Source organism: Mesorhizobium sp. M0522 (genome assembly GCF_040321085.1).
In the GTDB taxonomy this organism is placed as follows: domain Bacteria; phylum Pseudomonadota; class Alphaproteobacteria; order Rhizobiales; family Rhizobiaceae; genus Mesorhizobium.
Window position 1 is genome coordinate 1 of the sequence record NZ_JAMYQW010000071.1, and the last position, 15,569, is coordinate 15,569.

Here is a 15,569-nt window from a genome sequence, read left to right on the forward strand (position 1 = left end):
CACAAAAGCCCTTCATCATCGCCTGGTCGCTATGGCGACGACGACATCAGGCCGCGGCCACCATCTGTCACTACAAACGGCATCGGCATCCGCAACTGTAGTACTAAGGTCCGGACTCATAACCGTTGGTCGACTGGCGGCTCTGGTTGCCGTTAATCGCGGGGCGCTGAGCGGGGCTCGATAGGATCAACCGAACCTGCGATACTCAAGGCAATCTGTTGGACTCATGATGCGCATCGTAACCCGTCTCACTGATCGGCTTAAACTGCAGCATCCGATCATCAGCGCGCCGTTGGCATTCGCATCGGGCGGGGAACCCGCAGGTGCGGTCATACAGCCGGAGGGCTTGGGCTTATCGGCGGCGGCTATGGCGACGCTGATTGGCTGACGCGAGAGTTCGAGCGATCTGGCAACCGACCTGTCGGCTGCGGCTTCGTAACTTGGTCACTCGCCAGGAACCCGCGCCTACTGGATAAGGCCCTGGAGCCGCGACCAAGTGCGATTTTCCTATCCTTTGGCGACCCGGCGCCTTTTTCGCCGGCGATACGGGCCGCCGGGGTCCCCTTGATCTGCCAGGTCCAGAGCCTCGACGCCGCGCGCCGCGCTCTTGATGCCGGAGCCGACATCGTCGTCGCCCAAGGCGCGGAAGCCGGCGGTCACGGTGAGAAGCGAGCGACATTCACATTTGTTCCGGAGGTCGCGAACTTGGTACTGCGACGGGCGCCGGACACGCTCATCTGCGCGGCCGGTGGCATCGCCGATGGTCGTGGGCTCGCAGCGGCGCTGATGCTTGGCGCTGATGGCGTCGTGATGGGATCACGTTTCTGGGCCTCGTTGGAGGCTCTCGTTCATCCAAATCTGCACCAGGCTGCCCTTGCCGCGACCGGAGACGACACGGTTCGAACCTCGGTGATGGACCTAGCGCGCCGCCTGGATTGGCCACCGCGGTTTTCACTGCGCGTTCGGAAGAATGCTTTTACGGAAGCCTGGCACGGCAATGAGGCCCATCTCCTCGCCGACATTGACGCGCAGTCCGCTGCCTACCGCGAAGCGTGGGCAAGCGGCGATCCCACGATAGCCGCGATCATGATTGGTGAGGCCGCCGGCCTCATCCACGACATCGAGCCGGCGAGTGACATACTCCTTCGCACCGTTTCTGAAGCGATCACCCTGCTTCAGGGCGCAAGTTCGCTTCTGCTTGTCGAGGACAACTGTCACAGCCAGTAACCGACCGTAGCGGCGAGGCAGACGGCAGCGAGGAAGTTAGTGGCCGATCGATCGTAGCTGGTGGCAATGCGGCGGAAATCCTTGAGCCGTCCAAACATGGCGTTGCGATCACGGTAGAGGAAGGGGAGAAGCAGTTCTTCCAGCGCCGGTTGGCTTTCGACGGAATGTTCGGCATCGCCCCTTTAGCCTCGACCTTGTGGCGAATGGCATTGGTGTCATAGCCCTTGTCGGCGTGCAGGATCGGGCTCTCGGGCATCTGCTCCAGAAGCAAATCTCCGGCGCTGCAATCGGCGACCTGGCCACCGGTCAAGAGGAAAGCGATCGGGCGGCACAGGCCATCGGTCAGGGCGTGGATCTTCGTGGTTCGCCCACCGCGCGACCGGCCAATCGCCTGATTTTGCTCCCCCCTTTGCCGGCAGAAGCGCAGCGATGCGCCTTCACGGCCGAAGAGTCGATCAGGACCTCAGCCGGAGGACCGCCAGCGCTTGCCGCGCGTGTCGGTTGGCAGCAGCGCCTGCAGCCGCGAAAACTGCTCCTCGGTCAGCCAGAAATAATCGCGATTCATCGGTGGCCTCCCTTTGGAGACCGTGAATCATAAAACCACCGTCAGTGGAACCCTTTATGGGTCCGGACCCTAGCAGGTTGTGACCATTGCTGTGGCAATGCAGCAGTCCTGGATAATAAGTCCAAGATGCCCCGGGTGCGCTTCCACCGCACCACCGGGACCTTCGCTGCAGCTAAATGCAGAAAATCCACGCGCGCGCTGAAGCCCGAAAAGGCGGCGGCGCTGGCGGGTTGAAACTCCAGTCGGGCTACGCCCTCCCTGCGTTCCAACCCGCCAGCATTCTCATCTTGATTGAGGCAACGCTCGCAGCTTCATTGTCGCGCCGCAGGTGGCGGATTCCTCCGTCTGCCCGCTTCACTCCGTGCCCGGCGAGACCCCTCCGCCCCCCTTGCTCCCCGCTGCTCGCCGCGATGCACGGGGACAGGCGACCTGAACCCGTCCCCAAGCCGATCTGATGGCAGAGGCGGTGGGGCTGGACATGGGCCCGTGGTGGACATACGTGCCACACAAATCCTCATGCTCGCCTAACCGGCCGCAAGGTATGGCAATCCGGGCTGACCCGACGAGAGAAGGAGTAGGTCTCGGCCATTCCCGTGTCCGAGCCCAGAAAAGTTACTGGTTTCCTTACGGGCGCGATACAAAGGGCACAGGCTGGACTTGGCTGCCGGGGGCGGGGCTTGTCGACCGCTCGATCGAAAGTGAGAGACGAGGAGGAGAATCACCGACCCGCAGAGCGGCAAGGCGCTCGCCTACCTCCCTGTCAGTCACCGTTAGCCGATGGTTTAGACGAAGATAGTCCGTCCATGTCGGCGTGCGGAATGTCTCGGTCCAAAGAGTCGAGTTCTGAAGATCGCGCTGGAGGGTCCAGTCCCGCGCACCGGCACGGCTCTGAACGCGCCGCCTTTCGCGCATGCAGCTCAGAAATTCCTCGATATTCTCCTCGGGGATCGAGTACTCCACCTTGATCACGATCGGGCCGCTCCTGGGCTTCAAATCGAGGGCCAGTTCTGGTGGCCTGAAGTCGAAGGCCCCTTGATCCGATTCCTCCCATAGCCGTACCGGCAATAGCTTTCCCACAGCTGCAACCAGCAACAGCGCCGCTGCAGCACCTTCCAAAGCCCACGTCAGGGAATAGTACTGCGCGACAGCACCCCAGATCCAGCTGCCCGCTGCCATGCCGCCGTAGGTCAGGGCGTAATAGATCGACAGGGTGCGACCAACGACCCACCTTGGGCTTGCCAACTGCACACACACGTCGGTTCCGGTCCAGGTGACAACCCAGCCGGCGCCAGCGATTGCAAGCGCGATCGCTGCTACAGCCACCGATGATGTGAGAGCCAGTAAAAGGCAACACGTTGCGCAAGCAACGGACGCGAGCGTGATCAATCGATTTTGGGACGTGATGCGTCTCAAGTAGCTATTGCCAATGCCCGCGATGAAGGCGCCTGTGCCGAAGCCGGCCAACAGGACGCCGTAAACAATTGGCCCCCCCGCCAGTTGGTCGCGAACCAGGAGGGGGAGCAGAGCAAGGATCGAGATGCTTGACAGCCCGAACAGGGTTGCACGCACGATCGCCACTCTGATCTCCGAGGAGATTGCCGTGAAGCGCATGCCATCATGAATGGCCGTCGTCATCCGCTCGCGCGGAAGAGGCGAAGAACGAACTTGCCACTTGGAGCGCAGGACAGCGCTCAATGGGACCAGGTCGGTCAGCGCAGCGAAGGCGAAAGCCGTAAGGGGGCCCAGCAAAGCCAAAATTACACCGCCCAGCGCCGGTCCTATGCTCCGAACCACGTTGTACCCCACCGACATCAGCGTCACTGCAGCGGGTATGTCGCGCTTTTCCAGGATGTCGCCGACCGAGGCGTGCCAGGCTGGATCATTCAAGGCAAAGCCGCATCCCGCCAAGAAACTCAGTCCCAAGATCAGCCATGGACTGACAAAGCCCAGTCCAACAGAGAGAGCCAGCGCCGTGGATGCCAATGCGATCAGGCAATGTCCGGCAAGCATCACGCCGCGGCGGCTGAAGCTGTCTGCAATCGCTCCAGCAAGGATCGACAAGAAGAAGGCGGGCAGTGTCGATGCAGCCTGCACGAGCGCAACCATCAGATCGGAGGCTGAAATCGTTGCCATAAGCCAGCTTATAGCCACGCTCTGCACCAGCCAGCCAAGGCTGGATATCTGCGTGGCTGTCCAGATCGAACGAAAGACCGGATTCTGAAGAGGGATCAGTGTGTTTGCCGCAAAGGGCGGGGAATCTTGACGCCGCATGACTTCTCACCTCCACCACGTAGTTCTTTCGCTCACTCACTTGCTGACAGCGGTGCGCTTACGCACAGCTGCGTCACAACCAAGTTCCGATATCGCGCTCGCAACAAAGTAAACAAAGTAGATGTCGCATCCACGGTGCTGATGCGCGATGAGTGTGCCAGTTGGGCGTCAGCTGGTCTGGGTCGCGCAGCCCGATGGGGTGCGGTCTGCCCTGCGACTCTTGGTCTTGGACGGTGCTACCGCCCCGATGGCCGGGTTGTCAAACTGCCACGGTGCTAGCAGCGCCCATCCCATCCTGACAGGCATGAGCATATGACGCAGCGCATCGCTGGTATCGGAGGCGGGTGCAAGATCAAGGGTGGCATCGTCCTGACAAGTACGAGCTGGTGGACGCCTTTGCCCGACCTATCACATCGGCGATTTATGGGGCCGCCGTTCAACTCGTTGGTCTATGCACAAAAAACATAATACGCTTGAAAAGACGTTTCGGGCCGGTGCCGGGGCCGAGGAGGGGGCTGAAGCCTTCACTATCGTCATCCCGCCGCCGAATGTCACCGGCTCGCTGCATATGGGCCACGCGCTCAACAACACGCTGCAGGACATTCTGGTGCGCTTCGAGCGCATGCGCGGCAAGAACGTTCTTTGGCAACCAGGCATGGACCATGCCGGCATCGCCACGCGATGGTGGTCGAGCGCCAGCTGATGCAAAATCAGATCCACCGCCGCGACCTGACGCGCGATGAGTTCATCGACAAGGTGTGGGAATGGAAGGCAGAATCCGGCGGCGCCATCCTCAACCAGCTGAAGCGGCTCGGGGCCTCGGCCGACTGGAGCCGGGAGCGCTTCACCATGGAGGAGGGCCTGTCCAAGGCCGTGCTCGAAGTGTTCGTGACGCTCTACAAGGAAGGGCTGATCTACAAGGACAAGCGCCTTGTGAACTTGGACCCGAAGCTGTTGACCGCCATCTCGGATCTCGAGGTCGAGCAGCAGGAAGTCAACGGCAACCTCTGGCACTTCCGCTATCCGGTCGAAGGCATGACCTTCGATCCGGAAAATCCGAAGACCTTCATCACCGTTGCGACGACCCGGCCGGAGACGATGCTGGGCGATACGGCTGTCGCAGTCCACCCCGACGACGAGCGTTTCCGGCATCTCGTCGGCAAGAACCTCATCCTGCCGATCGTCGGCCGCAGGATCCCGGTGGTGGCGGACGAGTATTCCGATCCCGAAAAAGGCAGCGGTGCGGTCAAGATCACGCCGGCGCATGACTTCAATGATTTCGAGGCCGGCAAGCGCCACCGGCTGCCGGCGGTCAATATCCTCACCGTCAATGCGGCGGTGAGCCTCAAGGACAATGAGGACTTTCTCGCCGGGCTGGAGGTGACGCCGGAGCGCTAGGCGGTCTGGGGCGAGCTCGACGGTCTCGACCGTTTAGTCGCGCACAAGAAGATCGCCGAGCTGATGCAGACCGGCGGTTTCCTCGAAAAGGTCGAGCCGCATCGCCAGGCCTGAAGCGGCGGTTGCGGCGATCCTGAACAAGGTGCGGTCTCTCCGCGCCAACGCATCCGACACCGAGATTTTCGATCGAAATCTAAGCATCGTCGAAGATGCTTTGCCTGATCTAGGCGCCCAACCGTAGCAGGCCGCATTGCTGCGCCAGCCGCCACGTAAAGCGCTGCCAGAGTTCTTGCACCCGCGTCATTCGGCTGCCGCTTTGAAGGTTCCGCCTAGGGCCTGCATCAGATCATCGACAATGTCCTGAGGATGCTCAAGTCCCACTGAGATTCGCAGTAATCCGCCTGGCGCCTTGGACTTGGCACCCTCGACGGATGCGCGATGCTCAATCAGAGAGTGCGTCCCGCCAAGGCTTGTCGCCCGGGCAACAACCTCGAGGCGGCCGGCCACAGCCATCGCAGCATCGGCTCCGCCTTTGACGATAAAGGATAGCATCGCTCCGTAATGGCTCATTTGCCGCTTAGCGAGATCGTGTCCCGGATCAGTTTGCAGGCCAGGAAAAAGTACTTTTTCGACACGCGGATGAGACGCCAAAGCCTCAGCAACCTTCTGGGCGCCTTCGCAATGCGCGCGCACGCGTACCGACAATGTCTGCAGGCCCCGCAATGCCAGCCAACAGTCGAATGGCGCTGCGACGCTGCCCTTGTGTCTCTGGACCATCCGCAGTGGGCGACCGAGGGGTGACGAGTGCGGGACAATGACGACGCCCGCCATCAAGTCCGAGTGGCCGCCGATGTACTTTGTCGCCGAGTGCATGACCGCGTCCGCCCCAACTTCGAGGGGCCGTTGAAGCACTGGAGTTGCCCACGTGTTGTCCACTACGGCCAAGGCGCCAGCCTCGTGCGCGATTTTGCAGATGGCCGAAATGTCGACAACGCGGATCATCGGGTTTGACGGCGTCTCGACCCAGACGAGGCCAGTCCGCTTCGACGTGACCGCGGCGCGCACGGCATCCAGATCGCGCATGTCGACGGCCGCAAAGTCGAAGCGAGATCCAATGTCGGTCTCGTCAATCAGCGAACGAATGCCGAAATACATGTCATCCGGCAGAACGATCCGACCCGTCGACGGATGGCTCTCAAAGACTGCAGCGATTGCAGCCATGCCCGACGCGAAGGCAATGCCATCTTCTCCGCCCTCGAGCGCGGCCATGGCCATTTCGAACGCGTTGCGCGTCGGATTTCCATCCCGCGTGTATTCGAATCCGGAAGGAAACGAGCCGTCGACGCTACGTCGGAACGTCGTGCTGGTGTGCAGCGGCAGGGACACCGCCCCTGTGGAAGCGTCGACAGCTCGGCCGCAATGGATCGCCTTTGTTTCAAAACGCATCGGTCATTTCCTCGCTAACGGGGCAGTTGCACAATTTCAGGCCGGTCATTATATTGACCGTAATAAGTGAGCCGAGGCACTAAGTCAATATAATGACCGATGTTACGACAGCGTTGGACCCCGAGCGGGTGCTTGGCCAAGCGATAGCGGTTCGGATCCGACAATTGAGGCGCGACCAAAACCTGACCCTGGATCGACTGGCAAAACTGAGCGGCTTATCCAAGGGAACCGTCGTCACGCTGGAGCAAGGCAAGGCGAACCCCAGCATCGGCATACTTTGCCGACTGGCGGCGGCGTTTTCGCTTTCGGTGGCCGATTTGTTGAATGACCATCCTTCCACAGTTCGCCTTCCTATTGAGCGGACAGAGACGAGGACGCTTTGGACAAGCGCTAAAGGAAGCTTTGCACAACTTCATTCATCGATCTCGGGACGAACGATGTTCGAACTGTGGAGCTGGGCCATTATGCCGGGCGACGTGTTTTCCGCAGATGCTCATAGTCCGGATACGCGCGAGCTGATCTCGGTGACTCAGGGGTCCCTAAGTGTCGTGGTGGGTACCCACGCAGTAATTTTGAGCCAAGGCGAGAGTGTGCGGCTTGTCACTGACCAACCGCACTCATACGCGGCGGCATCTGATCTGCCTGCCCACTTCTCGATGGCAGTTCTTGAGCATGGTGGACAGCGAGATCCGGGGCCCTCTTCGCCGGCAACGAAGATGCCCGGGCCCGTTCCGCAAGACACCGCCGCTCGCTAACGACCGCCCATTCGCGACAGGAGATCCACCGTTGTACGTTCCGCCCCATTTTGCCGTCCCCGATCACAACACCCTGCTTGACCTAATCGGGAGACATCCGCTCGGTATCCTGGTCACCCACAGCAAAGGCACACTCGACGCGAACCACATTCCCTTCGAGCTTGACCGCTCGAAGGGAGACAAAGGCGTCCTCAATTGCCATGTTGCACGCAAAAATCCAGTCTGGGAGGAAGTTGCCAATGGCGATGAAGTCCTCGTTATCTTCCGTGCGGCCGACGCTTACATCTCGCCGAACTGGTATCCAAGCAAGCATGAATTCCATAAGCAGGTGCCCACATGGAACTATCTCGTCGTCCACGCCCACGGACGCATCACTGTCCGGGATGATGAGCGCTATGTGCGCCGTAACGTGGCGAAGCTCACTCACATGCATGAAGCCTCGCAGCCTGCCCCGTGGAAGATGGGCGACGCGCCGAAGGACTTCATTGACACGATGGTTAAGGGGATCGTCGCCCTGGAAATCGAGATCACCGGCCTGGTTGGTAAATCAAAACTCAGCCAGAACAAAGAGGTGCGCGACATTCAGAACGCTGGTGAAATGCTGAATGCCCGAGGCGTCAATGGGATGGGAGAAGCGATGCTCGCGGCTGCGGCGGCCAAATCCCGATAGCATCTATCTTGTCCCGACAAGCCGCTGGTGCTGGATTTCCAAGGGGTGACCTTGAGAGACAAATGCTTCGGCCAGCACCTGACCACCCGCTATGCGGCAGATGGACAAGAACTCAGGCCGCCATCGCCAGCCACATCCGCAATGCCGCCGGATCGATGGAAGCTGCTTACCCCGCCAGCCTTTCCGGTCATGTCGCCTGGGTCGTCAATACCTCGAACAGCAGCCTGGCGCTTAAACCGAGTTGCGTGTTCGGTATGGCGGCGCAGCGGTTTCGAGATCGGAGCCGACTGGCAGCGAACGCCACCCCCACGGTGGCGATGCCTCGCAGCCAGGTTGGATGACCAAGCAGCCGGAATGTTCGGCAGGCTTGCACCCGCTTCAGATGCGAGACGGGTCAAGACGATCATCCTGCAAACGTCACGCGGCGGTGGGCCGGTTTCGAAAAGGGCCGGCCCCGGCCGTTCATACAAGTGGAGTTGGGGGCGGGGCCGGATCAAGCCTATCGGGTCGAACCCGCCGGGACCGCGCGTACATCATCCCGGCAACGCCAGGCGCTCGTCCGGGGCCATGCGGGCTTCGGCTTGGCGCGCCGAATGTCTGGACCGGCATCGCGGAGCATGGCGCACCAGTCTCCCACATTGTACGTAGTCGCCATGCTGCCCCTGGCCAGATCGCAAATGACGCACGGCTTGTTCGCGATGGCGAGCTGAAGCACGTTGACGGCCGTGCCGGGCGATGCGCCGTCCCAGACTATCATCCCAAAGTCCGCGCGTCGCGCCATCTCCCGGTCTTTGGCGGCTGGATCCAGTATCCTCTAGCGCCTTCACGAGACGGGACCTGGTAGGCAGCCCAGTCGCCCAGATTATTGCTAGCTTCCTCGCTCTGACCGCCGTCTCCCTCTGGCCCTGCGTGAGGGATCGTCATCCGGCTGCAGGCCGGCGCGCCCGGACGCTGCCGCTACGGGAGGCGCTACGCGCGTGGAGCTAGTGGCCTTTGTCGGCCAGCCAGAGGCCCACGTCCTGGATCGAGCGCATGAGCACCGACGGATTGTCCCGCGCGGGAATGAAGCCCCAGCTCTGCCAGTAGCGCTCGGCCTCGGCGTCGATCGCCCGCACCACCACTGCGCGGCCGCCGACGATGTCGGCGCCGGCGACGCAGCGATGCAGCGCGTCCTTGACCAGGCCGCTGCCGATGCCTTGTCCGGCATAGCGATGGTCGACGGCGAGTTGTCCAATCAACAGGCAGGGGATCGGATCGGGCGGGCGTCCGGTGCGGATGGCGCGCGGTGCGCTGTTTGGCTGGATCACGCCCGGCGCGAGGCCGTAATAGCCGACGACTGTTCCCTCATCGTGAACGACCAGGACCCGGGTAAAGCCGCGGACCTGGTTCGTTCGCGCGAAGCCGGCCAGCCAAGCGTTCAGCGCCGGCTTGCCGCAATCGAAGCTGTCGAGGCGGTGCGCGTCGTCGAGGAGTTCGATGCCTGAAAGCGCCACCTAGCGGTCCCAGGGCGGGGACCGACGCAGCCGCTCGGCCGCCTTCGGCGGGGGCGCAGCGGCGGGGGCTGAGATCGCCTGCATGAAGGCGTCATAAGCTTCCGGGGACACGCGGATGACGGTTTCGTTGAGGATGGCCGTCTGCGCCTCGTGCAGCGCGGCGCGCCGCATGAACTCCGTGCGCGACAGGCCGAGCAGCTCCGCGCCGCGGTCGATGATGGTGAGATCATCGTCGCGAAACCGCATCGAGACGGGTGTTTCCTTCCTGGTGGCTGTGGTGGCCATGGCGCGCTCCTGTGCTGCGGACGTATATACGGTAGTGTAACGCGGAACGCAATACTTCGTTCCCTGGTGACGTCTCGTGGACGGATGGCCTCAGGACTCCTCGCGGCATCGGTTCTTCTCGGCTTCTCGCCTGCAATCGCCATTGCCGCAACCCAGAGCAAGGTGGCTTTGGTCAGCTCCGGCGGATCAATTACGGCTTAGGACGCGCATGTGTTCTTATCGGCCGGATGAGCGGCTCCAGAAGCGAAGTCGCTGCCATGACTGTCGCCGGACGAGCCCCGGCTATGCCGAACCCTGATGAACATCTGACGCGATGGCGACTTTCGGGCCGTCACGCCACAAAGGAGGAACGGCTATGAAGGCTGGGCGGCCGGCACTTTCATTCTCAGGCGCCGCTCTATGCCACCTGCCGGCCAAGCGCAGTTGGCACAAATCTTGAACCTCTCTTTGCGCGGCGGCAGGAGCTGCAATCGCACGTTCGGCCTCACGCAATGAAAGACCGGTCACGACCGCGGCACGTGCAGCCTCAGACAAACCAGTCTGCATTTTATTCAACGGCTTAGCTGCGAGTGCGGCGGCGCGCGGCCGAACATCACCGTGTCGCGGATGCGACAAACCCGACAACAGCGGTTTCAACGCAAGCGGCGACGAGTAGATGGTGCAAATCCCGCGATTCCCAGTCTGCTGTAGCCGCGCAGGCCAAGCGCGATCTGCTCGGCCGTCCTGACAAGCCGCGCGTGGCTCTGGGCGAGGTCGGTCGAGGCCCGCCGAAATCCCGTCGGCACCCGCCGCCAGGCCTCTTCGCTCGTCTCGCCGCATCGCGGAAACTTTGTTCGAAATCTGCCAGCCCGGTTTCCACTCCTTTGCCGGCGACCGGAACAAGTCAACGCCTCGAAGAGCATCTGAGTTTTGAATTTATTCGGCTTTTTAACTCTGGCATCGGACTTGCTCCGCCTTCGCATGTCCGCGGCACCAGGAGACGCCGCCGCCTGTGGAGGAAGGCCTGATGCAACAAACATTCTACGAGGTCATGCGCCGACAGGGGATCACCCGCCGAAGTTTCCTGAAATTCTGCAGCCTGACGGCGGCTTCCCTCGGCCTTGGACCGGCCTTTGCGCCGAAAATAGCTTACGCGATGGAGTCCAAGCCGCGCATTCCGGTGCTGTGGCTGCACGGGCTTGAATGCACTTGCTGCTCCGAAAGCTTCATCCGCTCGGCGCACCCGCTCGCCAAGGACGTCGTGCTGTCGATGCTTTCACTCGATTATGACGACACGCTCATGGCGGCCGCCGGCCATCAGGCCGAGGCGATCGTCGACGAGGTCGTCGAACAGTACAAGGGCAACTACATCCTCGCGGTCGAAGGCAATGCGCCGCTCAACGAGGACGGCATGTTCTGCATCATCGGCGGCAAGCCCTTCGTCGACCAGCTCAACCATGCCGCCTCCAACGCCAAGGCGATCATCTCCTGGGGCTCCTGCGCCTCCTGGGGCTGCGTGCAGGCCGCGCGGCCGAACCCGACGCGGGCCACGCCCGTCCATAAGGTTCCGGGCCTGCCGGACAAGCCGATCATCAAGGTTCCCGGCTGCCCGCCGATCCCAGAAGTGATGACGGCCGTCATCACCTACATCCTGACCTTTGAAAAATTCCCAGAGCTCGACCGGCAGGGCCGGCCGAAGATGTTCTACAGCCAGCGCATCCACGACAAATGCTATCGGCGCCCGCATTTCGACGCCGGCCAGTTCGTCGAGTCCTTCGATGACGAGGGCGCGCGCAAGGGCTATTGCCTCTACAAGGTCGGCTGCAAGGGACCGACCACTTACAACGCCTGCTCGACGGTGGGCTGGAACGGCGGCCTCTCCTTCCCGATCCAGGCCGGCCATCCCTGCATCGGCTGCTCCGAGGACGGCTTCTGGGACAAGGGCGATTTCTACAGCCGCCTGACCCGCGTCCACGGCTTCGGCATCGAGGCCGATGCCGACAGGATCGGCACGACGGCCGCGACCCTCATCGGCGCCGCCGCGGCCGCGCATGCGGCGGCGAGCGTGGTCAAGCGGATGCGCGAAAAGGGAGGGAACAAGTGATGGTCATCCAGACGCCGAACGGCTTCAATCTCGACACCTCCGGCCAGCGCGTGGTCGTCGATCCGGTCACGCGGATCGAAGGCCATATGCGCTGCGAGGTGAACATCGACGAGAACAACATCATCCGCAACGCGGTCTCGACCGGCACCATGTGGCGCGGGCTCGAGGTCATCCTCAAGGGCCGCGACCCGCGCGACGCCTGGGCCTTCACCCAGCGCATCTGCGGCGTGTGCACCGGCACGCACGCGCTCACCTCGGTGCGTGCGGTCGAGGACGCACTGGGCATCATAATCCCGGAGAACGCCAATTCGATCCGCAACATCATGCAGCTCTCGTTGCAGGTGCACGATCATCTGGTCCACTTCTACCACCTGCACGCGCTCGACTGGGTCAATCCGGTTAACGCATTGAGAGCCGACCCGAAGGCGACGTCGGAGCTGCAGCAGGCGGTTTCGCCGAGCCACCCGATGTCCTCGCCGGGCTATTTCCGTGACATCCAGAACCGGCTGAAGAAGTTCGTCGAGAGCGGCCAGCTCGGGCCGTTCAAGAACGGCTACTGGACCAACCCGGCCTATCTGCTGCCGCCGGAGGCCAATCTGATGGCGGTGACGCACTATCTGGAAGCGCTTGACTTCCAGAAGGAGATCATGACGACGCGCACGATCTTCGGCGGCAAGGACATCCATCCCAACTGGCTGGTGGGGGGCGTGCCTTGTGCGATCAACATCGACGGTGAGATGGCGGCCGGCGCGCCGATCAACATGGAGCGGCTGAACTACGTCCGCAGCGTCATCGAGCGCGCCATCGCCTTCGTCGACAACGTCTACATCCCCGACATCATCGCGATCGGCAGTCTCTACAAGGGCTGGCTCTATGGCGGCGGGCTGTCGGGCAAGAGCGTTCTTGCCTATGGCGACATCCCCGACAAAGCCAACGACTATTCGGCAGCCAACCTGATGATGCCCCAGGGCGCGATCATCGATGGCAACCTCAAAGAGGTGCTGCCCGTTGACGTGCGCGATCCCGAGCAGATCCAGGAGTTTGTGCCCCACTCTTGGTACAAATACCCGGACGAGGCGAAGGGCCTGCATCCATGGGATGGTATCACGGAGCCGAACTATCAGCTCGGGCCGAATGCCAAGGGCACGCGCACCGACATCCGCGAAATCGACGAGAGCGCGAAATATTCCTGGATCAAGGCGCCGCGCTGGCGCGGCCATGCGATGGAGGTAGGGCCGCTCGCCCGCTATGTCGTCGGCTACGTCCAGGGCCACGAGGAGATCAAGGAGCAGGTCGACTCGACGCTGCGGGCACTCGGCGTACCGCTGACGGGGCTGTTCTCGACGCTCGGCCGCACCGCTGCGCGCGCGCTGGAAGCACAGTGGGCGGCCCGCAAGCAGGTCTACTTCATGGACAAGCTGATCGCCACCATCAAGGCTGGAGACAGCTCGACGGCCAATACCCAGAAATGGGATCCGAAGTCCTGGCCCGCCGAAGTCAAGGGGGTCGGCTTCACCGAAGCGCCGCGCGGGGCGTTGGGCCACTGGATACGCATCAAGAACGGCCGGATCGAAAACTACCAATGCGTCGTGCCGACCACCTGGAACGGCTCGCCACGCGACCATGCCGGCAATATCGGCGCCTTCGAAGCGTCGCTGATGGAGACCAAGGTGGAGCGGCCGGAGGAGCCGGTCGAGATCCTGCGGACGATCCACAGCTTCGATCCGTGCCTTGCCTGTTCGACCCATGTCATGGGTCCGGACGGACAGGAACTTGCCAATGTCAAAGTGCGCTAGGGGAGGAATCGAAATGAGACACGCTATCCTGAAACTTGGCGCCGCAGCTTCGCTCGCGGTCCTTGCCAGCCCGGCGCTCGCCCATGTCGGCGCAGGGCATGCCGACGGGTTCGCCGCCGGCATCGCCCATCCGCTGATGGGACTCGACCACCTTCTCGCCATGGCGGCGGTCGGGGTCTGGTCGGCGGTGGCCATGCCGTCGCGGGTCCTGGTGGCCCAGCAACCTTCGTGGCGATGATGATGACGGGTGCGGCGTTGGCCTTTGCCGGCATCCGCCTGCCAGCGGTCGAAGGCATGATCGCGCTATCCGTGCTTGCTCTCGGCATCATGATCGTCGCCGGTGCCGGCCTTCCCGGCATGCTCGGCATCGGCCTTGCCGGGTTCTTCGCCCTCTTCCATGGCCATGCCCATGCGAGCGAGACGACCGGCGCGGCACTTGCCTATATTGCCGGCTTCACGCTCTCGACCGCGGCGCTGCATCTGGCCGGCACCGGCATCGGCCTCAGGCTCGCGTCGTCGCCTTGGGCGCGCGCCGGGCTCGGCATGGTCATTGCCGGCTCGGGCGCTACGCTCGTGTTCGGCGGCTAGGGGGCGGCCATGAGCGCGAGCCAAACTCCGCATGGCGAAGAAGGGGTCTATGTCTACGAGGCGCCGCTGCGCCTCTGGCACTGGGTCAATGCCTTCGCCATCCTCATGCTTGCCGGCACCGGCTACCTGATCGGCTCGCCGCCGCCGGCGGTTGGCGGCGAGGCGAGTTCCAGTTTCCTCTTCGGCTGGATACGCTACCTGCATTTCGTTGCGGGCTATGTCCTGATCGTCGGCTTCGCATTCCGCATCTACTGGGTCTTCGCCGGCAACGAGCATTCCCGGCAGATATTCCTCCCGCCTGTCTGGAACGGACGGTTCTGGAAGGAGCTCTGGCACGAGGTGCTCTGGTACGCCATGCTGGTGAGCGAGCCGATGAAGTGTTCCGGGCACAACCCGCTCGCGACGCTCGCCATGCACTTCCTGTTCGTCTGGTTCACCATCTTCATGATCGTGACCGGACTGGCGCTCTACGGCGAGGGGGCCGGCATGGGGTCCTGGCAGTACGACCTGTTCTCGAGCTGGGTCATCCCACTTCTCGGTCAGAGTCAGGACGTGCATACCTGGCACCATCTCGGCATGTGGGTGATCATCTGCTTCGTGATCATCCATATCTATGCCGCGGTGCGCGAGGACATCATGTCGAAGCAGTCGATCATCTCCTCGATGTTCTCCGGCTGGCGGACCTTTCGCGGCAACGGCGCGCCTCGTGATTCCCACTAGGACTTTCGCGACCTCACCTGCCGGGGGGGGGGGGGGGGGGGCGGCGGCGGGGGGGGTGGGGGGGGGGTGGGGGGGGGGGGGGGGGGGGCGGGGGGGGGGGCGGGTCGGGAGGGGGGGGGGGGGGGGGGGGGGGGGGGGGGCGGGGGGGGGGGGGCGGGGGGGGGGGGGGGCGGGGGGGGGGGGGGGGGGGGGGGGGGGGGGGGGGGGGGGGGGGGGGGGGGGGCGGGGGGGGCGGGGGGGGGGGGGGGGGGGGGCGGCGGGGGGGCCGGGGG

At 63.0% G+C, this 15,569-nt stretch carries 13 protein-coding genes and 2 pseudogenes; 9 read left to right on the top strand and 6 right to left on the bottom strand.

The window, feature by feature from the left end; genetic code table 11:
- Positions 1–501: 501 nt before the first annotated feature.
- Entirely contained in the window at positions 502–1,227 is a 726-nt protein-coding gene (locus NKI58_RS34540) for an NAD(P)H-dependent flavin oxidoreductase (protein ID WP_352854454.1), read from the top strand.
- Here the strand turns inward: NKI58_RS34540 and NKI58_RS34545 are convergent.
- Both NKI58_RS34545 and NKI58_RS34550 read right to left on the bottom strand, forming a co-directional pair.
- Positions 1,215–1,716, bottom strand: a pseudogene (locus NKI58_RS34545) (IS5 family transposase); the annotation flags it as partial. The gene NKI58_RS34540 and the pseudogene NKI58_RS34545 sit on opposite strands and share 13 nt — an antisense overlap.
- Positions 1,717–2,416: 700 nt before the next feature.
- A complete protein-coding gene (locus NKI58_RS34550) occupies positions 2,417–4,063 on the bottom strand; it encodes an MFS transporter (RefSeq protein ID WP_031213434.1) in 1,647 nt (548 codons plus the stop codon).
- 484 nt (positions 4,064–4,547) lie between these two features.
- Between NKI58_RS34550 and NKI58_RS34555 the strand changes: the two are divergent.
- Positions 4,548–5,572: pseudogene (locus NKI58_RS34555) on the top strand (class I tRNA ligase family protein); the annotation flags it as partial.
- On the opposite strand, the gene NKI58_RS34560 reads toward NKI58_RS34555, so the two are convergent.
- The gene (locus NKI58_RS34560; protein WP_198023621.1) at positions 5,495–5,662 is read right to left on the bottom strand and encodes a hypothetical protein; all 168 of its coding nucleotides are present in this window, start codon (positions 5,660–5,662) and stop codon (positions 5,495–5,497) included. The pseudogene NKI58_RS34555 and the gene NKI58_RS34560 overlap by 78 nt on opposite strands.
- 99 nt (positions 5,663–5,761) lie before the next feature.
- On the bottom strand, positions 5,762–6,907 hold the full coding sequence (locus NKI58_RS34565; protein ID WP_023679121.1) for a trans-sulfuration enzyme family protein: 1,146 nt from the start codon (positions 6,905–6,907) through the stop codon (positions 5,762–5,764).
- A 92-nt stretch (positions 6,908–6,999) separates the two neighbouring features.
- On the opposite strand from NKI58_RS34565, the gene NKI58_RS34570 reads away from it, so the two are divergent.
- The gene (locus NKI58_RS34570; RefSeq protein ID WP_352572066.1) at positions 7,000–7,662 is read left to right on the top strand and encodes a helix-turn-helix domain-containing protein; all 663 of its coding nucleotides are present in this window, start codon (positions 7,000–7,002) and stop codon (positions 7,660–7,662) included.
- 31 nt (positions 7,663–7,693) lie between these two features.
- Positions 7,694–8,332, top strand: a complete 639-nt coding sequence (locus NKI58_RS34575) for an FMN-binding negative transcriptional regulator (RefSeq protein ID WP_023679119.1) — start codon at positions 7,694–7,696, stop codon at positions 8,330–8,332.
- 983 nt (positions 8,333–9,315) lie between these two features.
- Here NKI58_RS34575 and NKI58_RS34580 read toward each other — a convergent pair.
- Together NKI58_RS34580 and NKI58_RS34585 are read right to left on the bottom strand one after the other, a co-directional pair.
- Entirely contained in the window at positions 9,316–9,825 is a 510-nt protein-coding gene (locus tag NKI58_RS34580; RefSeq protein ID WP_023679117.1) for a GNAT family N-acetyltransferase, read from the bottom strand.
- Complete coding sequence (locus tag NKI58_RS34585; RefSeq protein WP_023679116.1) at positions 9,826–10,110, bottom strand: type II toxin-antitoxin system TacA family antitoxin; 285 nt, start codon at positions 10,108–10,110, stop codon at positions 9,826–9,828.
- Between the two features lie 1,006 nt (positions 10,111–11,116).
- Between NKI58_RS34585 and NKI58_RS34590 the strand changes: the two genes are divergently transcribed.
- From NKI58_RS34590 to cybH, 5 genes are read left to right on the top strand one after another with little or no spacing between them, the layout of a single operon-like run.
- Entirely contained in the window at positions 11,117–12,193 is a 1,077-nt protein-coding gene (locus NKI58_RS34590; protein ID WP_023679115.1) for a hydrogenase small subunit, read from the top strand.
- Positions 12,193–13,989, top strand: coding sequence for a nickel-dependent hydrogenase large subunit (locus NKI58_RS34595; RefSeq protein WP_023679114.1), 1,797 nt, complete (start codon positions 12,193–12,195; stop codon positions 13,987–13,989). Before NKI58_RS34590 ends, NKI58_RS34595 begins: the two co-directional genes overlap by 1 nt.
- Before the next feature lie 13 nt (positions 13,990–14,002).
- Entirely contained in the window at positions 14,003–14,227 is a 225-nt protein-coding gene (locus NKI58_RS34600) for a HupE/UreJ family protein (RefSeq protein WP_051406206.1), read from the top strand.
- A complete protein-coding gene (locus NKI58_RS34605) occupies positions 14,224–14,577 on the top strand; it encodes a HupE/UreJ family protein (RefSeq protein WP_280952126.1) in 354 nt (117 codons plus the stop codon). Before NKI58_RS34600 ends, NKI58_RS34605 begins: the two co-directional genes overlap by 4 nt.
- A gap of 9 nt (positions 14,578–14,586) precedes the next feature.
- Complete coding sequence (cybH, locus tag NKI58_RS34610) at positions 14,587–15,297, top strand: Ni/Fe-hydrogenase, b-type cytochrome subunit (protein WP_023679113.1); 711 nt, start codon at positions 14,587–14,589, stop codon at positions 15,295–15,297.
- Positions 15,298–15,569: the final 272 nt, after the last annotated feature.